Source organism: Sulfitobacter sp. M13 (genome assembly GCF_053474885.1).
Window position 1 is genome coordinate 30,129 of record NZ_JBRKBN010000002.1, and the last position, 19,198, is coordinate 49,326.

Sequence of the window (19,198 nt, forward strand, 5' to 3'; positions counted from 1 at the left end):
AACTCTATAGGCAGGATTTGTTCCTGTTCCTTACCTGTATTGGCAAGCCCGTAAAGCCTTGAAATCGAAGTGTGGGCAAACAAAATTTAACCTATTAGATAATAAGAACGTGAACAGGCGGATGAACTCACGAGGCAATCGCTTTCCTTGGTATCCAAAACAATTCGCGGAACAGATGGGAACCAAAAGGTAACTTTACTGTTAGCTATGTGAAGCTTGTAGTCTGAGCCCTGAATACATCAAAATTTTTGGAGGCTGATATGCGCATCATGCATATTTCGCTGGGCGGATGTCTCTCCGCTCCGCCCATTAAGTACGGCATGACAGAAGATACTGGTGGGCATATCGCCTATGTGCTTGGCGCCGCTATGGCGCAGGCGAAGCTTCCTGAAGTTGAAGAGGTCACGATTGTGACGCGCCTGTTTGACGCGCCGGAGCTGGGGGCTGTTTTTGCACAGGCCAAGGAACAAATTGCGCCCAAGTGTCGGGTGGTACGACTGGCGTCGGATCGGGCTGAGTATTTGGAAAAGGGTGATTTGGTGGGGGAGCTGCCTTCGCTGCAAGACACCTTGTTAGAGACAATTGAAACCATGGGCGAGGCGCGGCCGGAAGTGATCCATGCGCATTTCGCAGATGCGGCGGAGCTGGCGTTGGCGGCGCGGAAGAGGTTCGGGATTCCGGTGCTTTATACCGCGCATTCGCTGGGGGCGGAGAAGTTGGCGCCGGGGGAAGTGCCCTCGGTCGAGTTGAAGGGGCGAATCGCGCGGGAGACCCGCGCATTGGCAAAGGCGGATGCAATTATCGCCTCGTCGCGTGATGAGGTGGAGCGGCAGCTTCCGAAGCTCGTGCCGGCTGCGGAAGGGCGCACGCATCGGATCGGGCCAGGGGTTTGCGTAGAGGAGCAGGGCGATGCGGCGCGGGCGCGGCAGATACTGGGCGATTTTTTGCGTGATGTGAGCAAACCCATCATCCTCTCCATCGCGCGGCCTATTCGGAAGAAGAATCTGCGCCGGTTGGTGGATGCCTATGCGTCTGATCCCACGCTGCAAGACCGTGCGAACCTTGTGATCATCGCAGGGCTTCGTGACGGGTTGGGGCAGGGGTGCAGCGAGCGTGATGCGGTGATTGCCGACCTTTTTGACGGGGTCGACCGGCATGATCTTTGGGGTAAGGTGGCGCTGCCACGGCAACACTCAGCGCAGGATATCAGCGACCTTTATGCGCTGGCGGCCGAGGGCGGTGTGTTCTGCAATCCGGCGTTTCACGAACCCTTTGGGCTGACCCTGATCGAGGCCGCGCAGGCGGGTGTGCCGTTGGTTGCAACGCAATCGGGCGGGCCGTCGGATATTATCCCCGAGCTGGGTCTTGGTGCGTTGATCGATCCCTATGATACGGCGAGCATCACCAAGGGGTTGTGCCAAGTGCTGACTGCGCCAAAGCGCGAGCTGGCGGCGCGGCGGGCGCAGAACATTGCGCGGCGGACCTACGATTGGACGGCTTGGGCTATGCGTACACAACGGGTGATGGAGGCAGTGACTAAGGTGTCTCACATCGCGGTCACTGGCGACGTGCGCCACGATCATCTGCTTGCCTGTGACATCGATAATACGCTCACCGGTTGCCGCAATAGCGCGCGGGCGTTTGCGCAGTGGCTGGGGCGGGAGGGAGGAATATATGCCTTTACTGTCGCCACCGGTCGCTCGGTCGCAGAGGCGCAGCGGGTGTTGACCGAGTGGGACTTGCCTACGCCCGATACAATCATCAGCTCTACCGGAACAGAGATTTGGCGCCGTGAGGGTAGCGGGTTTACCCTGTGTGAGAATTACGCGGCGCTGATTACGCAGGATTGGGACGCGCAAGCGGTGCGCGCGGCGTTGGAAGGTACCGACGTGAGGTTTCAGCCAGTCTATGACCAGCGTCGGTGGAAGGTAAGCCTGTTCGGTACGATAAGCGACGTGCCCGGGATCGAAGCACGGTTGCATCAGGCGGGGGTGTCGGCCCGGATCATTCCGTCGCACGAAAAGTTCATCGATATTATCCCTGGCAGTGCCGGCAAAGCTGCTGCTATCCGCTTCGAGGCTTCGCGTCTCGGCATGTCTGATGACAGCGTGATCGTTGCTGGCGACAGCGGGAATGACCTGGATATGTTGTCACGATTTGACCGCGCGGTGCTGCCTGCAAATGCGCTGGCGGAGCTGGATGGTCTGGCCTCGGTATACCGCTCTTCGCTGAAGCATGCGGCGGGGGTTCTGGATGGGGTGAAATACTACCGCACACCGCAGCCGATGCTGATGGCGGGAGAATAATCATGCGTGATTTTCCTGACGTTCCCATGCGGCCCTTCGGCTATTTCGTGCATCACCAAGGGCGTGGCCATGCGGAACGCTGCGCTGCCCTCGTCAACGCGCTGCCCGAGGCGCGCCCGGTGCGGATTTTCTGCGCACGCGACGATATTTTCCCTTCGTTGCGCGAGAATGTGACGGTGCGAAAGCTGCCCTCCCTGTTTGCAGCGCGGGGGGATGAGCCGGGTGGAGCAGCCTTGCTCGATACACCCGACACGACCCATTGCGCGCCGGTTGGCTGGTCCGGTATCTGCGAGGCGATGGCTGCGATGGCACAGTTCTTTGCCAGTGAGGCACCAGAGCTGATGATTGTCGATGTTTCGGCCGAGGTGGCGCAACTGGCGCGGTTGTGCTCAGTTCCCCATGTCAAAATTCTGCAGCATGGCGACCGCAGCGATGCGGGGCATCGTGCGGCCTATGACGGTGCCGCGGGGTTGCTTGCCCCGTTCCATGCGGATCTGGCGCAGGAGGGTTGGAGCGCTTGGGTGGAGAAAACCCACTACGCTCCAGGTCTGGGAGTGAATGTGTCGCTGCTCAAGCCAAAAGATGCCCGCGCAAGGCTGAAGCTCGGTAAACGGCCAATGGCGCTGGTGGTCTGTGGCGGTGGCGGCAACGGGATTTCCGAGGCCGCCTTGGGCGTTGCCGCGCGTAGCTATCCGCAGATGGACTGGGTCACAATCGGCGAGGTGCAGCGCGACTGGCACGCGACCTTGCCGCCTAACCTTATTCATAAAGGCTGGGTAGACAACGCACCCGACTATATCGCGGGGGCTGATCTTGTGATTTCGTCCACCGGCAACACCACCTGCGCCCAAGTGCTTACCGCCGCGAAGCCGTGGATTGTGGTGCCGGAGTGGCGCTATTTCGACGAGCAGGTCGAAAAGGCACGCGTTTTGGGGCGGGCGGGTGCCGCGCTGCATTTGCCGCATATGCCGAGCTCTGCCCATGCTTGGTGGGCCGCGATTGAACAGGCTCAACAGCAGCACGACCCCGCGCGACAAAGCGCTTTGGCAGGGGATGCTAATGCCGCGGCCCGTACCGCGCAGTGGTTGGGCACCTTGGCCGCCCGGCTCTGGGACCGCCCCGAAATTTCAACATCTTTAAAGGAGGCTCACCATGCGTGACGTATCCGTTCTGACCATCGCCCGCGGCCGCGAGGCGCATTTGCACACTGTTATCCGCAGCTTGGCACAGCAAACCTTGCTCCCGCGCGAGTTGGTGATCGCCGCCATGCAGGATGACCCTTACGAGGGGCTGCCCGTTACGCCCTTTCCCATCCATCAGATCCAAGTCACCCGCCCCGATGAGGAGCTCCCCCTTGCCGCCGCGCGCAACGCGGTTGCGGCCAAGGCGAGCGGGGAGGTTCTGGCCTTCGTCGATGTCGATTGCATCCCGCACCCCGATCTTGTCGCCGATGTAGCCGAGGCATGCCACGATGGCCGCGGGCTGGTGATGGGCGAAGTCGCCTATCTCCCCAAAGGGACGACAGAGGTTGGCCTCGATTTCGGCCACTTTGACGCGATTGGTGTCAAACATTCGGACCGGCAGGGACCACCGGCGGAAGGTCTGCGCTATTGCGAGGATTACCGCTGTTTCTGGTCGCTCAACTTCGCCATGCACCGCACCGATTGGGCGCGCAGTGGCGGGTTTGATGAAGGCTATTTCGGCTATGGCGGTGAGGATACAGATTTCGGCCGCGTGCTGGACGCCCGGGGGATCGACATCTGGTGGATGAAGGGGGCCAAGGTCTATCACCAGTATCACGAACATTGCATGCCGCCGATCCACCACATCGAGGCTGTGGTGCGTAATGCCGAATACTTCGCCACACGCTGGGGGCATCGCACCATGGGCCATTGGCTGCATGCCTTCCATCTGATGGGTCTAATCAACAATAGCGACGATGCGCTGACCATCCTGCGCGCACCCAATGAGGCGGATTTCGAGCTGTGCCGCCAGACCGGCGATATGGCTTACGCCAATAGCCGCCGTGTGTTGGACAAGCTTCAGGGCGATCTGGATACCGAGGAAGAGCGACGCTCCGCCGCCCAAGCGGGCGAAGACCGTATCTCTGCCATCGCGGCGGAGTGACGCCATGAAGATCGCCGTCGTCGGGCATGTGCGTTTTCCCATTGCGCGGCCCTTCATGGGCGGGATGGAGGCGCATTGCTGGCACCTGTGTCGTGGGCTACGGGCGCGAGGACATAACGTGACCCTCTTTGCTGCCGGTGACAGCGACTGGGGTGGCAAGGTCGAGCCTGTCGTCGACATCCACTATGATCGGGAATTCCCTTGGCATAAATGGCGCGGCACACCAGAGCTGACGGGACATCTGGATAAAGCGTTCGAGCGTATGTTGCCGCGAATTGCCAAGGGTGGTTTTGACGTGGTGCATAACAATTCGTTGCACCGCTTTCCCCCGCGTTTCGCTGCGCGGTATCGGATCCCGATGGTGACCTCCCTACATGTACCGCCGTTTGAGGTTCTGAAACGCGCCGTCGCCGATGGTGGGGCGCCGTGGTCCCTGTTTACCACCTGCTCGCAGCGGCAATTGGCGGCATGGTTTGAAGAAGGAGACGTCCCCTTCGCCCGCGTTGTGCCCAATGGCATCGACCTGGCTGATTGGCCGTTCCGCTCTCGAGGCGACGGCACTGCCGTCTGGATGGGCCGTATCACGCCGACGAAGGGGCCGCATCTGGCTGCACAGTCTTCGCAGCTCGCTGGCATCCCGCTCAAGCTTTACGGTACCATCGAGGATCAGACGTATTTCGACAAAGAAATCGTGCCGCTTTTAGGGGCGAACGTTCAATACGGAGGTCTGCTGCAAGGTGCAGACCTGACCAATGCCATCGCCCGCGCTTCTGTCCTACTGTTCACGCCGCTTTGGGACGAACCCTTTGGCCTTGCCGCGATTGAGGGCATGGCCTGCGGCTTGCCAATCGCCGCGGTCGAGAATGGCGCGATCCGCGAGGTGGCAGGTGATATGGCGCGTTATGCTGGTGCGAACGCCGGCGAGTTGGCAAATGCGTTGAAGGAGGCTATCGGTATTCCCCGTACTGCCGCACGGGAGCGAGTGGAGCGGTTGTTTACGTTGGACCAGATGTTGGCAGAGTATGTGGGGCTGTATGCCCGGGCTGTTGATGCTGTAGGGGAAGGGTTTGATGTGCCGGATTTTGAGGCGTTTCAATTGCCTCCTGCCCCCAGGCTTATGCCTGCGCTAGATATCGCCGCCAGTCACCAAGCTGGGTGATGTCTGTGCTATCTGCAACTGCTTCGGCCTCACAAATGAAGCCTTTCCGCCCGTCTAACAGATCGACAGCGCCTATTCCCATCGCTGGCGCGCGCTACCAACAAGAGGTATCAAATTGCTAAAGAATTCTTAGTCAATGGATCAGCTCGCGTTCCCCCGCCATTTGGTGGAGAGATCGCGCTTTCAATGGACACAAAACATATCCACGCGTCAGGCGTTTCTTCAGCGGTGGCAGGGTAAAAGGTCATATTTAGCTCTACTAATCCAAGCTTTATCTTTCCGACTAAGGATTTAGTGGAAGGAACAAAGCCATCGTCGTAAGTGAACCATCTCAACTCACCGGATGCCAGCTCAGTTGGAACAAAGAGCTCCTCAACGCTGGCAATATAACTCGTATGCTTGGCGTCGGAACCCGAGATGCTCTGAACAACCTTCAAAGCAATTTTGAGAGCGCTTGGGTGCTTTTCAATACTGAGAATGCCTTGGTAGATGTTATCGAAATGTATATCCGAATTTTCCAGAATGATCGTTTGGGTCCTATCTCCCATTTCACCTAAAGTTTCATGCAGGCTTCCAAGCCTAGATATACTATTTTTATATTGACTGGTTTTTAGTTTCCTATTGGAGGCCATTGTTTTTCCTTAGACTGTGCAAGAACTAAATATCATTAAAAAGTTTCGGTAAAATTAAGACCGCGAGACAAAGCAGACTGGAGTAGTCCTGCAAGAATATGATGGACCTGTCGCGGTTTGATGGAAATTGCTGCACGATGAATGATCTGTTCCGTGACGCCGCGCTGCGGCGTGGCCAGCCTTGGTCAAGGTCGGGTTTGCGCATGAAGCTTGGTCCTCGAACTATGAGAGACGCGTTTCTCGCTTCACCAGTTCCAGTTGGGCTTGTCAACGATACGGCGGTGACCTTTGAAAAATTCTATAGATTGAACTTTAAGGTAAGCGTTGCCTGGACAGCACCTTCCCAGTTTTCGCCTGAGCTGCGACTCCCCTTCTGACGGATATTGGGCGGGAGTTTCGCGATGGCGACTACGGTAGAGTTTCTCAGGGACTACGGGGTGGAGATACGGGCCAATGGCCAGAAGCGGTGGACCAATGAGGTCAAAGCACGGATCGTGGCTGAGAGTTTGCAGCCGGGCGTGAGCGTGAATGCAGTTGCGGCGCGGTATGGGCTTCGGGCGAACCATTTATCCACTGCCCGACAGGGTTTTGCGCAGCAAGATCCCGAAAAGGGGAATGGCGGTGTCAAGCACGCGATGGCCGGTTGGTTTTGCCTGCGGGCGATGACGACGCCTTTAGTTTTGCGCCACTCGTAGTCTCGGATGGTAGCGGCGGTGCGCATATGTCGGCCGTTGCGGGGCGGTCCGCGAAGCCTGAGGAGTCATCCCATGCCTCCATCGAGATTGCGATTGGTCGTGTGACAGTCCGGCTCGATGGCACGACCAGTTCGACCCGGGTTGCCGAGATCGTGCGGGCAATCGAGGGTCAGCTATGATGTTCCCATCAAACCGTGTGCGGGTTCAGGTCTCGACGCAGCCTGTGGACTTCAGGAAAGGTCATGATGGTCTGGCGTCGATCGTGTCGTCGGTGCTGTGCAAGGATCCGTTCACCGGCACGGTTTTTGTGTTCCGCTCGCGCCGGGCGGATCGGCTGAAGCTTTTGTATTGGGACGGCACTGGATTGGTGATGGCTTATAAACGGCTGGAAGAAGCGACCTTCACCTGGCCCGCGATGACCGACCATGGGGCGGTGAAGATCCGCCCGGTGTGGTTTACTTCTATGCCCCCGGTCGGGCGGGCGCGAATGCCGAAACCTTCCTGACAGGCTTCGACGGCATCCTGCAGATCGACGGCTATCAGGGCTATAACCGGCTGACCAAACCCACGCGCAAGGGCGGTGCTCCCATTCGGGTGGCCCATTGCTGGGCGCATGCGCGCCGCAAGCTGAAGGAAGTCTTTGACCGCGATGGCTCAGAGATCGCCGCCGAAGGCCTGCGCCCCATCGCCGAAATCTATACCGTCGAAGCTGACATTCGTGGCATCTCCCCCGGCCAGCGATTGTCTGCCCGTCAGGCCCGCAGTGCCCCGCTGGTCGCAGCATTCGGTGAATGGCTGGAGGCTGAGCGCCGCAAGATCTCCGCCAAATCCCGGCTGGGTGAAAAGCTGATTTACATCCACAATCACTGGGACGGACTGCAGACCTTCTTGGCCGATGGGCGCGTCGAGATCGACAACAACCGCGTCGAAAACCTGATCCGCCCCATCACCCTCAATCGGAAAAACGCTCTCTTCGCTGGGCATGACGAGGGCGGTATCGCCTGGGCCGCATCGCCTCACTGATCGAGACCTGCAAGATCAACGGCGTCGAGCGCTTCGCCTATCTCAAGGCAACCCTCACAGCGATCGCCAATGGTCACCCACAAAGCGCCATCGACGATCTGCTCCCGTGGAACTTCAAGACGTCAAGCTGACCCGACAGTGCCCTCCTGGGAACGCTTACAGTCATTCTCATCGCAGTTGCTCGAAAGTTGATCGTATTGGCAAACTCATTGCTCGCCAAAAACGCTGTGTGGAACCCAGCAATTTAATACAGTTGCTAGGGGCACCTTAGGGCTGCATAGCCAAATTCCGAGAGTACTCGATCTACGACCTCATCAGAGATGTTCGGGATGATGCCTCCCAAAGTTGGGCCATATCGCCTCTTTCACGGATCGTTCTTGCATCTAACTCATTGAAATTCATCATTTTGGTAACGCATACACACTTTTCGAACCATTCACTACCAAATGTAGCATTTTCAACTAGTTAATCCGTGAGCGATGCTCACGTTGAGTGTCAAAAGTTAACATACAGTGAGAAATTCAATGTGAACCATGACATGTGGTATCAGCTTCGCCTAGCTAGGGTGACAGAGATCAGATGTAGTAAACTACGAAAAAAGCGGCCAACCACAGAAGTCCGACTGAAGTGGTCCCACTTATTTGGACAGTTTTGCGGCTCAGCTAAGATGTAATCGGGTTGGTGTCATGCCGCCTTTTGGGTTCGTTCCGTGTCGAAGAATGCGTCGTCGGGGGATCGTTTGTCGAGGGCTGTGTGGGGGCTACGTTGAAGACTGAAAACTTACCAAAGCCATATGCTATGTTGACCCGGAATAGGTTTGTTGTTGGTTCTGGCTGAGTAGCGCCTGAACAATTGCGGCCCAGCCAGAAGAACTAGGTAACCGCTAGACTAGTGTAAGCGTTGCCTGGACAGCACCTTCCCAGTTTTCGCCTGAGCTGCGACTCCGTTTCTGACGGATATTGGGCGGGAGTTTCGCGATGGCGACTACGGTAGAGTTTCTCAGGGACTACGGGGTGGAGATACGGGCCAATGGCCAGAAGCGGTGGCCCAATGAGGTCAAAGCACGGATCGTGGCTGAGAGTTTGCAGCCGGGCGTGAGCGTGAATGCAGTTGCGGCGCGGTATGGGCTTCGGGCGAACCATTTATCGGAATGGCGGAGTCAAGCACGCGATGGCCGGTTGGTTTTACCTGCGGGCGATGACGACGCCTTTAGTTTTGCGCCACTCGTAGTCTCGGATGGTGGCGGCGGTGCGCATATGTCGGCCGTTGCGGGGCGGTCCGCGAAGCCTGACGAGTCATCCCATACCTCCATCGAGATTGGGATTGGTCGTGTGACAGTCCGGCTCGATGGCACGACCAGTTCGTCCCGGGTTGCCGAGATCGTGCGGGCAATCGAGGGTCAGCCATGATGTTCCCATCAAACCGTGTGCGGGTTCTGGTCTCGACGCAGCCTGTGGACTTCAGGAAAGGTCATGATGGTCTGGCGTCGATCGTGTCGTCGGTGCTGCGCAAGGATCCGTTCACCGGCACGGTTTTTGTGTTCCGCTCGCGCCGGGCGGATCGGCTGAAGCTTTTGTATTGGGACGGCACCGGATTGGTGATGGCTTATAAGCGGCTGGAAGAAGCGACCTTCACCTGGCCGGCGATCAAGGACGGGATGATGGCGCTGAACCACGCCCAGTTCGAGGCCCTGTTTGCCGGTCTGGACTGGCGCAAGGTCAAGGCTCTGGAGATGCGCCCACCTGCTGCGGCAGAGTGAATCAACCGCTGTCTTTTGTGTGTTTTTAATGGGGTTTTATCGTATCCTGATGGCATGATCACGACACCCGCCATTGACCTATCCACCATCCCTGCTGCGCAGCGTGCGGCGGTTTTGGCGTTGATGGAAAAGGTAGCGGCGCTTACGGAAATCACCCAACGGCAAGAGCACCTGATTGCGGAGCTGAACCATGCCCTACATGGCAAACGGTCGGAAAAGCTGACCGAGGATGAGCGGCAGCTGGCGTTCGAGGATCTGTCCATCGCCCTGGCTGAGGTCGAGGTGCAGAAGGACCAACTGGCCGCTCAGACAGGTGACAAGACGACAACCAAATCTGCGCCAAAGCGCACCATCGGCAATCTACCGGCCGCACTGCCGCGCATCCAAGAAGTCATCGAACCTGACAGCCTGAGCTGCCCTTGCGGCTGCGGCGTTATGCACAAGATCGGGGAAGACCGCAGTGAGCGGCTGGACATCGTGCCGGCGCAGTTGCGCGTCATTGTCACCGTCCGCCCGAAATACGCCTGCCGGACCTGCACCGACGGCGTGACCCAGGCTCCCGCACCATCGCATCTGATCATAGGTGCCCTGCCGACCGAGGCCACCATCGCCCATGTGCTGGTCAGCAAGTATGCGGATCATCTGCCATTATACCGCCAAAGCCAGATCCTGGCGCGTGCGGGTCTTGATCTGCACCGCGCTGTGCTGGCGGACTGGGTCGGCAAGGCGGCCTTCCACCTCAAGCCCGTCGTCGACCGGCTGGCCGAACACCTGAAACGATCCGACAAACTGTTCATGGACGAAACCACGGCCCCGGTGCTGGATCCGGGGCGCGGTAAAACCAAAACTGGCTATCTCTGGGCACTGGCCCGCGATGACCGACCATGGGGCGGTGAAGATCCGCCCGGTGTGGTTTACTTCTATGCCCCCGGTCGGGCGGGCGCGAATGCCGAAACCTTCCTGACAGGCTTCGACGGCATCCTGCAGATCGACGGCTATCAGGGCTATAATCGGCTGACCAAACCCACGCGCAAGGGCGGTGCCCCCATTCGGGTGGCCCATTGCTGGGCGCATGCGCGCCGCAAGCTGAAGGAAGTCTTTGACCGAGATGGCTCAGAGATCGCCGCCGAAGGCCTGCGCCGCATCGCCGAAATCTATACCGTCGAAGCTGACATTCGTGGCATCTCCTCCGGCCAGCGATTGTCTGCCCGTCAGGCCCGCAGTGCCCCGCTGGTCGCAGCATTCGGTGAATGGCTGGAGGCTGAGCGCCGCAAGATCTCCACCAAATCCCGGCTGGGTGAAAAGCTGACTTACATCCACAATCACTGGGACGGACTGCAGACCTTCTTGGCCGATGGGCGCGTCGAGATCGACAACAACCGCGTCGAAAACCTGATCCGCCCCATCACCCTCAATCGGAAAAACGCCCTCTTCGCTGGGCATGACGAGGGTGGTATCGCCTGGGGCCGCATCGCCTCACTGATCGAGACCTGCAAGATCAACGGCATCGAGCCCTTCGCCTATCTCAAGGCAACCCTCACAGCGATCGCCAATGGTCACCCACAAAGCGGCATCGACGATCTGCTCCCGTGGAACTTCAAGACGTCAAGCTGACCCGACAGTGCCCTCCTGAGAACGCTTACAGACTAGTTGATCCCATCGAATATCGTCAGGATCTGTTTGGCTAAGGTAGCCACTTCAAAGGGCTTGACGATAACGCCGAGCGCTCCTGCTTCGAATAGCTCCTTGTTTTTGTCGACGCCTGCCCGGGCGGTTAAGAAGATAGCTGGTATCTTGGAGTAGCCCTCCAAGCTTCTGATATTCTCTAACGTCTCTAAGCCGTTCATGTTCGGCATCATAACATCCAACAGTAAGCCATCGGGCTTGAATGCTTCCACGGCGCTCAGCGCTTTACTGCCGGAAGCGCAGCTCAGAACCTCGAATTCGCCTGAAATTTCCAATGAAAGTCCGACCAACTCTCGTATGTCATTGTCATCTTCGACGTGGATCACCTTGATCATTAAAAATCCCTGACGTTGGCTATCTTACAAAACCCTGAGGAGTGTTTCGGTAGCGTAGTTACTACGTGACGGCAATTTGTCCAGACACCCTGCGCGCCTTCACCTCTTCCGGCCAGTGGCGGCATCTACGACGACCTGCGCCAGTATCCGTGAGAAACTCAATCGTACCATTCATGGAGAATCTCGCTCAAATCCATTAGGAAAGGACTCGCAGATCACACCGCCAACAGGAAGGTGGGGTCTAAGCTGCGCTTACACTTCAAGAGCGACATGGTGAGATCTATCACTGAGAAAATGCTGAGGCCCGCATCTACCGCTCGGCAGTAAATTCATAACATCATCCACTTAAGTGGTAATCAGGTCGCTATGGAAATGTACCTCGCAAGCATAAACGTTGTAGCGTGCGACTTGTTCAGATCCAGAGTTCAAAGAGTGGGTATTAAAATAACGCTTCACAAGCGCAGTGGTAGTTTGCTACCGATATCGCAGGGAATCCAACAGGAGATAACAAATGACAACCGACAAGATCATCCCCGCCGCTTTGGCGCTGATGCTTTCGGCCACGGTCCTGTCTGCTCAGGACGCTATCCGAATTGCCTCGCCTAACAAGGTTACTGTGCTTGATCCGATCGTCTCGGCTGCCGGTGGCAATATTGAAGCATATGGCCAGCTTTACGCGCGTCTGCTGCGTAAGGGCGCGGATGGCGTGCTGGAGCCGGGTCTGGCAGAAAGCTGGGAAGTCACTGAAGATGGGCTGACCTATACCTTCGAGATGCGCGACGCGGAATTCTCGGACGGCAGCCCCATCACCGCTGAGGACGCGGCCTTTAGCCTGACGCGAGTCGCCAAGGATGAGAATTCGGCCTATCCAGCTGGTTTCGCGCCGATCAAGGAAGTTATCGCCGTTGACGAAGATACGCTGCAGATCACACTGGAACATGCCAGCGCGCCGATGTTGTCCAACCTCGAAATCTTTAATGCGGGCATCGTTAGCAAGGATGACGTTGAAGCGCGCGGCGAAGAAGGGGCCTTTGCCTCTGATCCTGTCGCCTCTGGCCCCTATATGGTGAAAGAGTGGAAGCCGAACGACCGCATAACGCTGACCGCCAACCCGCATTACTGGCGCGAGGGGTTGCCTAAGATTCAGCTCGTTGAGCTGATTGAGGTCAGCGACGACAATGCCCGCGCCACCATGGCAATGGCCGGTGAAATCGACGTGAACCGCTCAGTGCCTTGGGCGCAGGTGGAAGAGGTCAACAACTCTGACGGTGTCTCCGTCGCGTTGGAGCCGTCGACCGTGCTATATTTGGTGCTGCCGAACCACGACAAGGCACCCTTCGACAATCTGAACGTGCGCAAGGCCGCCGCTATGGCGCTGGACCGGGCAGCGATCACCGATGCGGTAACATTGGGCAATGCGGAAGTGGCAAACAGCACCTTCTCCAACGCGCTGAACTTTCACGATGCCTCGCTGCAGCCCCCAGCATATGATCCTGCCGCGGCGCGCAAACTGCTGGATGAGGAGGGCCTTGTCGGTACCGAGATTACCATGATGATCACCCCTTCGTTTGAGCAGCTTGCAACCTTGCTGAAAGCGCAGTGGGATGCGGTTGGTTTCAAGACCACGGTAGAGCGCGTTGATGCTGGCCTGTGGTGGTCGAACATGGCCGAGGGCGAGTATCAGGTCACTGTGAACTGGTATTACAACGAGACCGAAGATCCTGACTTGGCAGTACGTTGGGCGCTTTGTGACACATGCGGTAGCAAGTCTTACTATACGAACTACCACAATGAAGAGCTGAACAAGTTGACTGAAGAGGCGCTGCGCGAACGCGACGAGACCAAGCGCGCCGAGCTTTACGGCAAGATCCAGCGGATATCGCTTGAGGAACTCGCGCAGATTCCGCTCTACTATGCGCCTTTCTCTATCGCCTATGCGGACCGTGTGAAGGGGCTGACCCTGACCCCGGCGCTGCAGTGGACGCTGGAAGACGCAGAACTGATCGCCAATTAAGCGCGGCCATCCCGGGCGGCTTGCGTAAGGCGGGCCGCCCGGACCTATGGCCCGCCCTTCGGCACACCCTCACTTTTACGACTTAGGATAGCCTGTGAACACCCTGCGCTATATCGCCTTTCGACTGTTGCAAGCGATCCCCGTTCTGCTAGGCGTCAGCATCATCACCTTCACGCTGATGGCCGCAACCCCAGGTGACCCGGTGCGCCTGCTGGTGGGCGACCGCGCGAGCCCCGAGACCATCGCACTGATCCGCGACCGCTATGGGCTCGATGAACCAATTTTGATGCAGTATTTCACCTATTTGAAAAACCTCGTCGTTGGTGATCTGGGCGCGTCCTTGCGCTACCGCGTGCCGGTGTCGCAACTCATCACGCAGCATTATCCTGTGACGCTGTTTTTGGTCATCTACACCATCGTGCTGACCCTGCCACCTGTGATCGCGCTGGCGGTCTGGTCAGCCAAGCGGCAGAACGGTCCTGCGGATCAGGTGATCCGCATGTTGGGCGTTCTGGGGCTGGCGGTGCCGGTGTTCTGGTTGGCACTGCTTTTCGCGCGTTTCTTTGGCGTGACGTTGGGCTGGTTCCCCGTAAGCGGCTTTGGTGAGACCATCCTCGATCATTTCAGACATCTTTTTCTGCCCGCATTGTCCACGGCAATCTGGGTGGTGCCGATCCTCGTGCGAACCCTGCGTGCGGCCCTGCTGGAGGAGATGAACCGCGACTATGTGGTAACCGGCCAATCCAAGGGCTTGGGCGATCGGCAAATCTTTCGCACCCATGTTTTTCCCAACTCCATGCTGCCAACGCTGAACCTTTTTGCCGTAATCGTGGCCTATCTATTGGGCGGCTCGGTGATTGTAGAGACCGTTTACGCCGTGCCGGGGATGGGAAAGCTGATGGTCGATAGCATTCTGGCGCGGGATTACTTTGTGGTGCAGGGGGCAACGCTGGTTTTCGCCCTGACCACAATCCTCGTAATGTTGGCGGTTGATCTGCTGTCGGCGCTGATCGATCCACGGGTGACACCATGAGACTCTCTCCGATGTTCGTGACTGGCGTGGTGCTCGTGCTGATCTGGGGGCTGATCGCCGCCGCTGCCCCTCTGATGGCCACCCATGACCCCTATGCCATCGATTTTGGCGCGATTCTGGAAGCGCCGGGGGAGGCGCATTGGTTCGGCACCGACAATGTCGGCCGCGACACCTACAGTCGGGTGGTATATGGTGCGCGCTTGGCACTCTATATTGGTCTGCTGGGAGTGATTGCGCCCTTGGTTATTGGCATGACAATCGGACTGGTGGCGGGCTATTTCGGCGGCTGGGTCGATACCGTTGCGATGCGGGTGGTGGACATAACCGTGCCGTTTCCATTCTTCGTGCTGGTGCTGTCAATCGTGGCAGTACTGGGGCCAGGGATTGAGAATTACTTTATCGCCTTGGCGCTGGTGGGCTGGGTCGGCTATGCGCGGCTGGCACGGGCAGAGGCGCTGGTGCTGCGGCAATCTGAGTTCGTGCTGGCGGCGCGTACCATGGGGTTTTCCCACGGTTATATCTTGCTGCGCCATGTGCTGCCGAACGCGCTGTCGCCCGTCGTTGTCTACCTTATGACGGATGTGACGCTGGTGATCCTTTTTGGCGCGGCGCTTGGCTTTTTGGGCATGGGGGTGTCGCCGCCTGCTGCCGAATGGGGCGTAATGATCGCTGAGGGGCAGACCTATATCTCCTCCGCTTGGTGGATAAGCTTCTTCCCCGGTCTTGCCATGGTGTTGATCGGGGTTGGGTTCGCGCTGATCGGCGACGGATTGGCCCGGATGTTGAGGATTGAACGATGAGTGCTTTGCTGACAGTGCGCGACCTTTCGGTGAGCTTTGGTCAGACCACCGCAGTGGATGGCATCTCCTTTGACCTTGAGAAGGGGGCGTCGCTGGGGATCGTCGGCGAGAGCGGTTCGGGCAAGTCGGTTACCTGCCGCGCGCTGATGCGTCTTCTGCCGCCGGCGGCAAAGATCACCGGGAGTGCCAAATACGGCGGCCAAGACCTGCTCAGTATGCCGCTCCCCGCGTTGAACCAGATTCGCGGGAAGCGCATTGCAATGGTATTTCAAAGCCCGGCCTCACACCTTGATCCGCTGATGCGAATTGGTGATCAGGTGGCCGAGACGCTGCACAAACATACCCAGTTGCGCGGCCAAGAGGTGCGTGACGAGGTGTTGCGGCTGCTTGATTTGGTACAAATCCCCGAGCCAGCCCGCTGGGTGCGGGCCTATTCGCATCAACTGTCCGGCGGGATGAAGCAGCGCGCGATGATTGCGGGCGCGCTTGCCTGCCAGCCGGATCTACTGCTGGCTGATGAACCGACCACTGCGCTGGATGCCACGGTGCAGAAGAGCGTGCTCGACCTGCTGGCGCATCTCAGACGCGAGCAGAACCTGTCGATGATCTTTGTCAGTCACGACCTTGGGGCGGTGGCGCGTGTCTGTGATGACCTGCTGGTGATGCGTCGCTCGAAAATGGTGGAAAGCGGCCCGGTATCGCGGGTGATTGACGCGCCGCAACATGATTATACGCGCAAACTGATTGCCTCGCACCCCGATCGTCTGACCCTGCGTCCGGTCGCTGAAGCCAGCGCTGGCGCGCCGTTGATCGAAGGGAAGGGGCTACGCATCCGTTATGGCGGGCGCAGCCTGGCTGATCTGATCGCCCGGCGCGAGGGTGGGTTTGTTGCGGTGCAGAACGCCAACCTTTCGGTGCGGGCGGGAGAGACATTGGGCATCGTTGGCGAGAGCGGGTCGGGCAAGAGCACGCTGGCGCGGTCCCTCGTGGGGCTTGTCAAACCGCAGCGCGGGACGGTGCATTTCGACGGAAAGTCTGTCGATCCCACGGGTCGGGACCGGGTGGCCTATCTGCGCGAGGTTCAGTTGATCTACCAACATCCCTATGAGGCGCTTAGCCCGCGGATGACGGTGGCGCGCGCCATTGCCGAGCCGCTACGCCGACACAAGCTCTGCCCGCCGGGCGAGGTCAAAGCCAAGGTCGCGGATCTGATGGAACAGGTCGGGATCCCCGACAAGCTGGCCGACCGCTATCCGAGGCAATTGTCAGGGGGCGAATGTCAGAGGGTCGCCATCGCCCGCGCGCTTGCCTTTGATCCGCGCGTATTAATCGCGGATGAGGTGACATCGGCACTAGATGTGACCCTGCAAGCTCAAGTCATGGACCTGCTGCTGAAGCTGCAAAAGGAAAGAGGGCTTTCGATGATTTTTATCAGCCATGACCTCGCCGTGATACGGCGGCTGTGCAATTCGGTGATTGTCATGCGACAGGGGCAGATCGTTGAAAGCGGGCCAACAGGGGCGGTTTTTGACAACCCAAAAGAGGCTTATACTCGGCAGTTGATCGAAGCTATTCCGCATTTGCACGCGGGGGCTGCATGAAGAAACTGAACCATACCCCCTCCGGTCCCGCCCGCGAGCGCGTAACGAATGCACGCAACCTGTCTAAGGCGGAAAGCGAAGTGGCGCTTTGGGTTGAGCGGAACTTCGACAATCTGCCGTTCGAAACCGCCGCCGATCTCGCAGTGGGTGCAGGCGTAAGCGAGATGACGGTGAGCCGTTTTGTGCGGCGCTTGGGCTACGAGAATTTTAAAGCGTTCAAGGCTGCGGTAAATGCCGAGTTCCGCAAGAGCGACAGCGATGAGGGCAGCCTGCGATCACGCCGGATTGCCATCCCCAACGGTACTGGGTCGGAACTGGATGCCCAGTTGCAGTTAGAGCTCGATGCCATCGTTGAAGTCTACCGCATGGCCCTAACGCCGCAGTGGGAGGCGGCGCTCAATGTGGTGCAAAAGGCGCAACATGTGAATGTAACCGGCTTTCAGGGGGTGAAGGGCACGGCAATGGATTTCGCCACCCGGTTAAAGTACGCTCGCCCCGGTGTGCGTTTTGCCGATGGGCGCAGCGGCAATTGGTCGGAGTTGTTCATTGAGAAACCCGAATCCTCCTGCGTGATAATGGTCGAAGTGGTGCCCTATGCGCATGAGGCGGTAAAAGTGGCCGAGCTTTGCCTGCGGCGCGATGTGCCGCTGGTTATGGTTACTGATCAATACAGCGCGTGGCCACGTAAATATACGCCCCATGTGCTCTCAGTCGCCACCTCGACACGCACCTTTCTGGACAGCACCGCCGGGATCGCGGCGCTATTGGGCCTGTTTCTAAGTGGGATTACCGCCCGCGTGGGCGCACCAGCACAGGACCGACTGCGCGAAATGCGCGAATTGGCGACGCATTTTGATCCATTTTCCTATGAGCCGGCCAGCCAAATGCGCCCGATCTTGCCCAGTGAACGTAAGGACCAAAGCTGATGCCCAACCGCCCTCGCGCCCGCGAACTTGGTCTGCCGTTTAGAGGATCACCTGGAACTCACAACGCGATCACAGATGTGCCCGGTGTCACCGTCGGCTTCTCCACGGTGATTGAAGAGGCGGTGCCAGGGCGGCATCGCGGGCTCTGCACCGGGGTCAGCGCGATCCTCCCGCGCGGGACCAACGGAGAGATCACGCCAGTCTGGGCGGGGCTGCATTCGTTCAACGGTAACGGCGAGTTGACCGGCGGGCATCACATCGCCGACCTGGGGTGGTTTATGGGACCGGTGATGCTGACAAACAGCCACAGTGTCGGCATGGTCAGCCATGCGACTGTGGGCTGGATGATTGACCGCCATGCCGATGTGTTTGAGCGCGATCACATGTGGTGTTTGCCCGTGGTGGGAGAGACCTATGACGGGGTGCTTAATGACATCAACGCGCGGGGTGTAGCCGAAGTTCACGCGCAGGCCGCGCTTGATCATGCTGCGTCCGGGCCTGTGGCGGAGGGCAACGTCGGCGGCGGGGCAGGGATGATCGCCTATGAGTTCAAGGGCGGAACTGGCACCGCCTCGCGCCGCATCTCGTTGGCCGGGGCGACATATACGCTTGGTGTCATGGTACAAGCCAATCACGGCACGCGCGCGGCGTTTGAAGTCGCAGGCGTGCCAGTGGGGAGGGAGATGACCGAAGATTTGGTCTACCCGTCTGAGATGGGTTCGATCATCGTGGTGATCGCCACCGACGCGCCGTTACTACCGCATCAGCTGAACCGGCTTGCCCGGCGCGGTGGCATCGGGATTGGACGCAATGGGACCACGGGCGGACATAACTCGGGCGATATCTTCCTCGCCTTTAGCACTGCCAATCCGCAAGCCAACCCTTGGCACACGCCGGATGTGATGACTCTGTCGGCGTTGAAGGACAGTCATCTTGATTACTTCTACACCGCCGCGGTGCAGGCGACCGAGGAAGCCGTACTGAACGCGATGGTCGCCGCCGAAGACCGTGTGGCGGTGAAGCCAGCCGGCAAACTTGTGCGCGCTATTGACCATGAAAAGCTGCGCGCCGTTATGGCCGCCGCGCGCGGCATTTGAAAGGA

Annotated in this window: 18 protein-coding genes and 1 pseudogene; 16 read left to right on the top strand and 3 right to left on the bottom strand. The window is 58.6% G+C overall.

Annotated features, from left to right (window positions below):
• Positions 1-320: 320 nt before the first annotated feature.
• Genes ACVBAU_RS16080 through ACVBAU_RS16095 form a run of 4 tightly spaced genes read left to right on the top strand, consistent with a single transcriptional unit; the run spans position 321 to position 5,592 of the window.
• Positions 321-2,306, top strand: a complete 1,986-nt coding sequence (locus ACVBAU_RS16080) for an HAD family hydrolase (RefSeq protein ID WP_448329139.1) — start codon at positions 321-323, stop codon at positions 2,304-2,306.
• Between the two features lie 2 nt (positions 2,307-2,308).
• The gene (locus ACVBAU_RS16085; RefSeq protein ID WP_448329140.1) at positions 2,309-3,466 is read left to right on the top strand and encodes a glycosyltransferase; all 1,158 of its coding nucleotides are present in this window, start codon (positions 2,309-2,311) and stop codon (positions 3,464-3,466) included.
• Positions 3,459-4,433: a glycosyltransferase gene (locus ACVBAU_RS16090; protein ID WP_448329142.1), complete on the top strand. Its 975-nt coding sequence runs from the start codon at positions 3,459-3,461 to the stop codon at positions 4,431-4,433. Before ACVBAU_RS16085 ends, ACVBAU_RS16090 begins: the two co-directional genes overlap by 8 nt.
• A 4-nt stretch (positions 4,434-4,437) precedes the next feature.
• Positions 4,438-5,592 (top strand): glycosyltransferase, encoded by a 1,155-nt coding sequence (locus tag ACVBAU_RS16095; RefSeq protein ID WP_448329144.1) that lies wholly within the window; start codon positions 4,438-4,440, stop codon positions 5,590-5,592.
• Here the strand turns inward: ACVBAU_RS16095 and ACVBAU_RS16100 are convergent.
• Together ACVBAU_RS16100 and ACVBAU_RS16105 are read right to left on the bottom strand one after the other, a co-directional pair.
• Entirely contained in the window at positions 5,549-5,674 is a 126-nt protein-coding gene (locus tag ACVBAU_RS16100) for an allophanate hydrolase-related protein (RefSeq protein WP_448329146.1), read from the bottom strand. The genes ACVBAU_RS16095 and ACVBAU_RS16100 overlap by 44 nt on opposite strands.
• Before the next feature lie 28 nt (positions 5,675-5,702).
• The gene (locus ACVBAU_RS16105) at positions 5,703-6,224 is read right to left on the bottom strand and encodes a hypothetical protein (RefSeq protein ID WP_448329148.1); all 522 of its coding nucleotides are present in this window, start codon (positions 6,222-6,224) and stop codon (positions 5,703-5,705) included.
• 401 nt (positions 6,225-6,625) lie between these two features.
• Between ACVBAU_RS16105 and ACVBAU_RS16110 the strand changes: the two genes are divergently transcribed.
• The 6 genes and pseudogenes from ACVBAU_RS16110 to tnpC (ACVBAU_RS16135) all read left to right on the top strand — a co-directional run bounded on the left by ACVBAU_RS16110 (position 6,626) and on the right by tnpC (ACVBAU_RS16135) (position 11,315).
• On the top strand, positions 6,626-6,919 hold the full coding sequence (locus ACVBAU_RS16110) for a transposase (protein WP_448329150.1): 294 nt from the start codon (positions 6,626-6,628) through the stop codon (positions 6,917-6,919).
• Between the two features lie 178 nt (positions 6,920-7,097).
• A complete protein-coding gene (tnpB, locus tag ACVBAU_RS16115) occupies positions 7,098-7,424 on the top strand; it encodes an IS66 family insertion sequence element accessory protein TnpB (protein ID WP_448329169.1) in 327 nt (108 codons plus the stop codon).
• A pseudogene (gene tnpC / locus ACVBAU_RS16120) lies at positions 7,325-8,073 on the top strand (IS66 family transposase); the annotation flags it as partial. The gene tnpB (ACVBAU_RS16115) and the pseudogene tnpC (ACVBAU_RS16120), both read left to right, overlap by 100 nt.
• A gap of 846 nt (positions 8,074-8,919) precedes the next feature.
• Complete coding sequence (tnpA, locus tag ACVBAU_RS16125; protein ID WP_067629910.1) at positions 8,920-9,351, top strand: IS66-like element accessory protein TnpA; 432 nt, start codon at positions 8,920-8,922, stop codon at positions 9,349-9,351.
• Positions 9,348-9,701, top strand: coding sequence for an IS66 family insertion sequence element accessory protein TnpB (tnpB, locus tag ACVBAU_RS16130; RefSeq protein ID WP_067629907.1), 354 nt, complete (start codon positions 9,348-9,350; stop codon positions 9,699-9,701). Before tnpA ends, tnpB (ACVBAU_RS16130) begins: the two co-directional genes overlap by 4 nt.
• A 54-nt stretch (positions 9,702-9,755) precedes the next feature.
• Positions 9,756-11,315, top strand: a complete 1,560-nt coding sequence (gene tnpC / locus ACVBAU_RS16135) for an IS66 family transposase (protein WP_237271760.1) — start codon at positions 9,756-9,758, stop codon at positions 11,313-11,315.
• Between the two features lie 32 nt (positions 11,316-11,347).
• Here the strand turns inward: tnpC (ACVBAU_RS16135) and ACVBAU_RS16140 are convergent, their stop codons facing one another.
• Positions 11,348-11,722 carry a response regulator gene (locus ACVBAU_RS16140; protein ID WP_448329151.1) on the bottom strand — a complete coding sequence of 125 codons (375 nt, stop codon included), beginning with the start codon at positions 11,720-11,722 and terminating at the stop codon, positions 11,348-11,350.
• Between the two features lie 511 nt (positions 11,723-12,233).
• Here ACVBAU_RS16140 and ACVBAU_RS16145 point away from each other — a divergent pair.
• The 6 genes from ACVBAU_RS16145 (at position 12,234) to ACVBAU_RS16170 (ending at position 19,193) form a co-directional block, all read left to right on the top strand.
• Positions 12,234-13,736, top strand: a complete 1,503-nt coding sequence (locus ACVBAU_RS16145) for an ABC transporter substrate-binding protein (RefSeq protein ID WP_448329153.1) — start codon at positions 12,234-12,236, stop codon at positions 13,734-13,736.
• 94 nt (positions 13,737-13,830) lie between these two features.
• On the top strand, positions 13,831-14,769 hold the full coding sequence (locus ACVBAU_RS16150; protein ID WP_448329154.1) for an ABC transporter permease: 939 nt from the start codon (positions 13,831-13,833) through the stop codon (positions 14,767-14,769).
• Positions 14,766-15,569 (top strand): ABC transporter permease, encoded by an 804-nt coding sequence (locus ACVBAU_RS16155; RefSeq protein WP_448329156.1) that lies wholly within the window; start codon positions 14,766-14,768, stop codon positions 15,567-15,569. The genes ACVBAU_RS16150 and ACVBAU_RS16155 overlap by 4 nt, the downstream gene beginning before the upstream one ends.
• Positions 15,566-17,170: a dipeptide ABC transporter ATP-binding protein gene (locus ACVBAU_RS16160; RefSeq protein ID WP_448329158.1), complete on the top strand. Its 1,605-nt coding sequence runs from the start codon at positions 15,566-15,568 to the stop codon at positions 17,168-17,170. The genes ACVBAU_RS16155 and ACVBAU_RS16160 overlap by 4 nt, the downstream gene beginning before the upstream one ends.
• Positions 17,167-18,096, top strand: a complete 930-nt coding sequence (locus tag ACVBAU_RS16165; protein WP_448329160.1) for a MurR/RpiR family transcriptional regulator — start codon at positions 17,167-17,169, stop codon at positions 18,094-18,096. The genes ACVBAU_RS16160 and ACVBAU_RS16165 overlap by 4 nt, the downstream gene beginning before the upstream one ends.
• Positions 18,096-19,193: a DmpA family aminopeptidase gene (locus tag ACVBAU_RS16170; protein ID WP_448329162.1), complete on the top strand. Its 1,098-nt coding sequence runs from the start codon at positions 18,096-18,098 to the stop codon at positions 19,191-19,193. Before ACVBAU_RS16165 ends, ACVBAU_RS16170 begins: the two co-directional genes overlap by 1 nt.
• Positions 19,194-19,198 lie beyond the last annotated feature (5 nt).

What these genes read in the sequence shown, in the direction of transcription:
- ACVBAU_RS16080 (WP_448329139.1), top strand. Translation starts at nt 321, where the DNA reads ATGACAGAAGATACTGGTGGGCATATCGCCTATGTGCTTGGCGCCGCT.
- ACVBAU_RS16085 (WP_448329140.1), top strand. Translation starts at nt 2,309, where the DNA reads ATGCGTGATTTTCCTGACGTTCCCATGCGGCCCTTCGGCTATTTCGTG.
- ACVBAU_RS16090 (WP_448329142.1), top strand. Translation starts at nt 3,459, where the DNA reads ATGCGTGACGTATCCGTTCTGACCATCGCCCGCGGCCGCGAGGCGCAT.
- ACVBAU_RS16095 (WP_448329144.1), top strand. Translation starts at nt 4,438, where the DNA reads ATGAAGATCGCCGTCGTCGGGCATGTGCGTTTTCCCATTGCGCGGCCC.
- ACVBAU_RS16100 (WP_448329146.1), bottom strand. Translation starts at nt 5,674, where the DNA reads ATGGGAATAGGCGCTGTCGATCTGTTAGACGGGCGGAAAGGCTTCATT.
- ACVBAU_RS16105 (WP_448329148.1), bottom strand. Translation starts at nt 6,224, where the DNA reads ATGGCCTCCAATAGGAAACTAAAAACCAGTCAATATAAAAATAGTATA.
- ACVBAU_RS16110 (WP_448329150.1), top strand. Translation starts at nt 6,626, where the DNA reads ATGGCGACTACGGTAGAGTTTCTCAGGGACTACGGGGTGGAGATACGG.
- tnpB (WP_448329169.1), top strand. Translation starts at nt 7,098, where the DNA reads ATGTTCCCATCAAACCGTGTGCGGGTTCAGGTCTCGACGCAGCCTGTG.
- tnpA (WP_067629910.1), top strand. Translation starts at nt 8,920, where the DNA reads ATGGCGACTACGGTAGAGTTTCTCAGGGACTACGGGGTGGAGATACGG.
- tnpB (WP_067629907.1), top strand. Translation starts at nt 9,348, where the DNA reads ATGATGTTCCCATCAAACCGTGTGCGGGTTCTGGTCTCGACGCAGCCT.
- tnpC (WP_237271760.1), top strand. Translation starts at nt 9,756, where the DNA reads ATGATCACGACACCCGCCATTGACCTATCCACCATCCCTGCTGCGCAG.
- ACVBAU_RS16140 (WP_448329151.1), bottom strand. Translation starts at nt 11,722, where the DNA reads ATGATCAAGGTGATCCACGTCGAAGATGACAATGACATACGAGAGTTG.
- ACVBAU_RS16145 (WP_448329153.1), top strand. Translation starts at nt 12,234, where the DNA reads ATGACAACCGACAAGATCATCCCCGCCGCTTTGGCGCTGATGCTTTCG.
- ACVBAU_RS16155 (WP_448329156.1), top strand. Translation starts at nt 14,766, where the DNA reads ATGAGACTCTCTCCGATGTTCGTGACTGGCGTGGTGCTCGTGCTGATC.
- ACVBAU_RS16160 (WP_448329158.1), top strand. Translation starts at nt 15,566, where the DNA reads ATGAGTGCTTTGCTGACAGTGCGCGACCTTTCGGTGAGCTTTGGTCAG.
- ACVBAU_RS16165 (WP_448329160.1), top strand. Translation starts at nt 17,167, where the DNA reads ATGAAGAAACTGAACCATACCCCCTCCGGTCCCGCCCGCGAGCGCGTA.
- ACVBAU_RS16170 (WP_448329162.1), top strand. Translation starts at nt 18,096, where the DNA reads ATGCCCAACCGCCCTCGCGCCCGCGAACTTGGTCTGCCGTTTAGAGGA.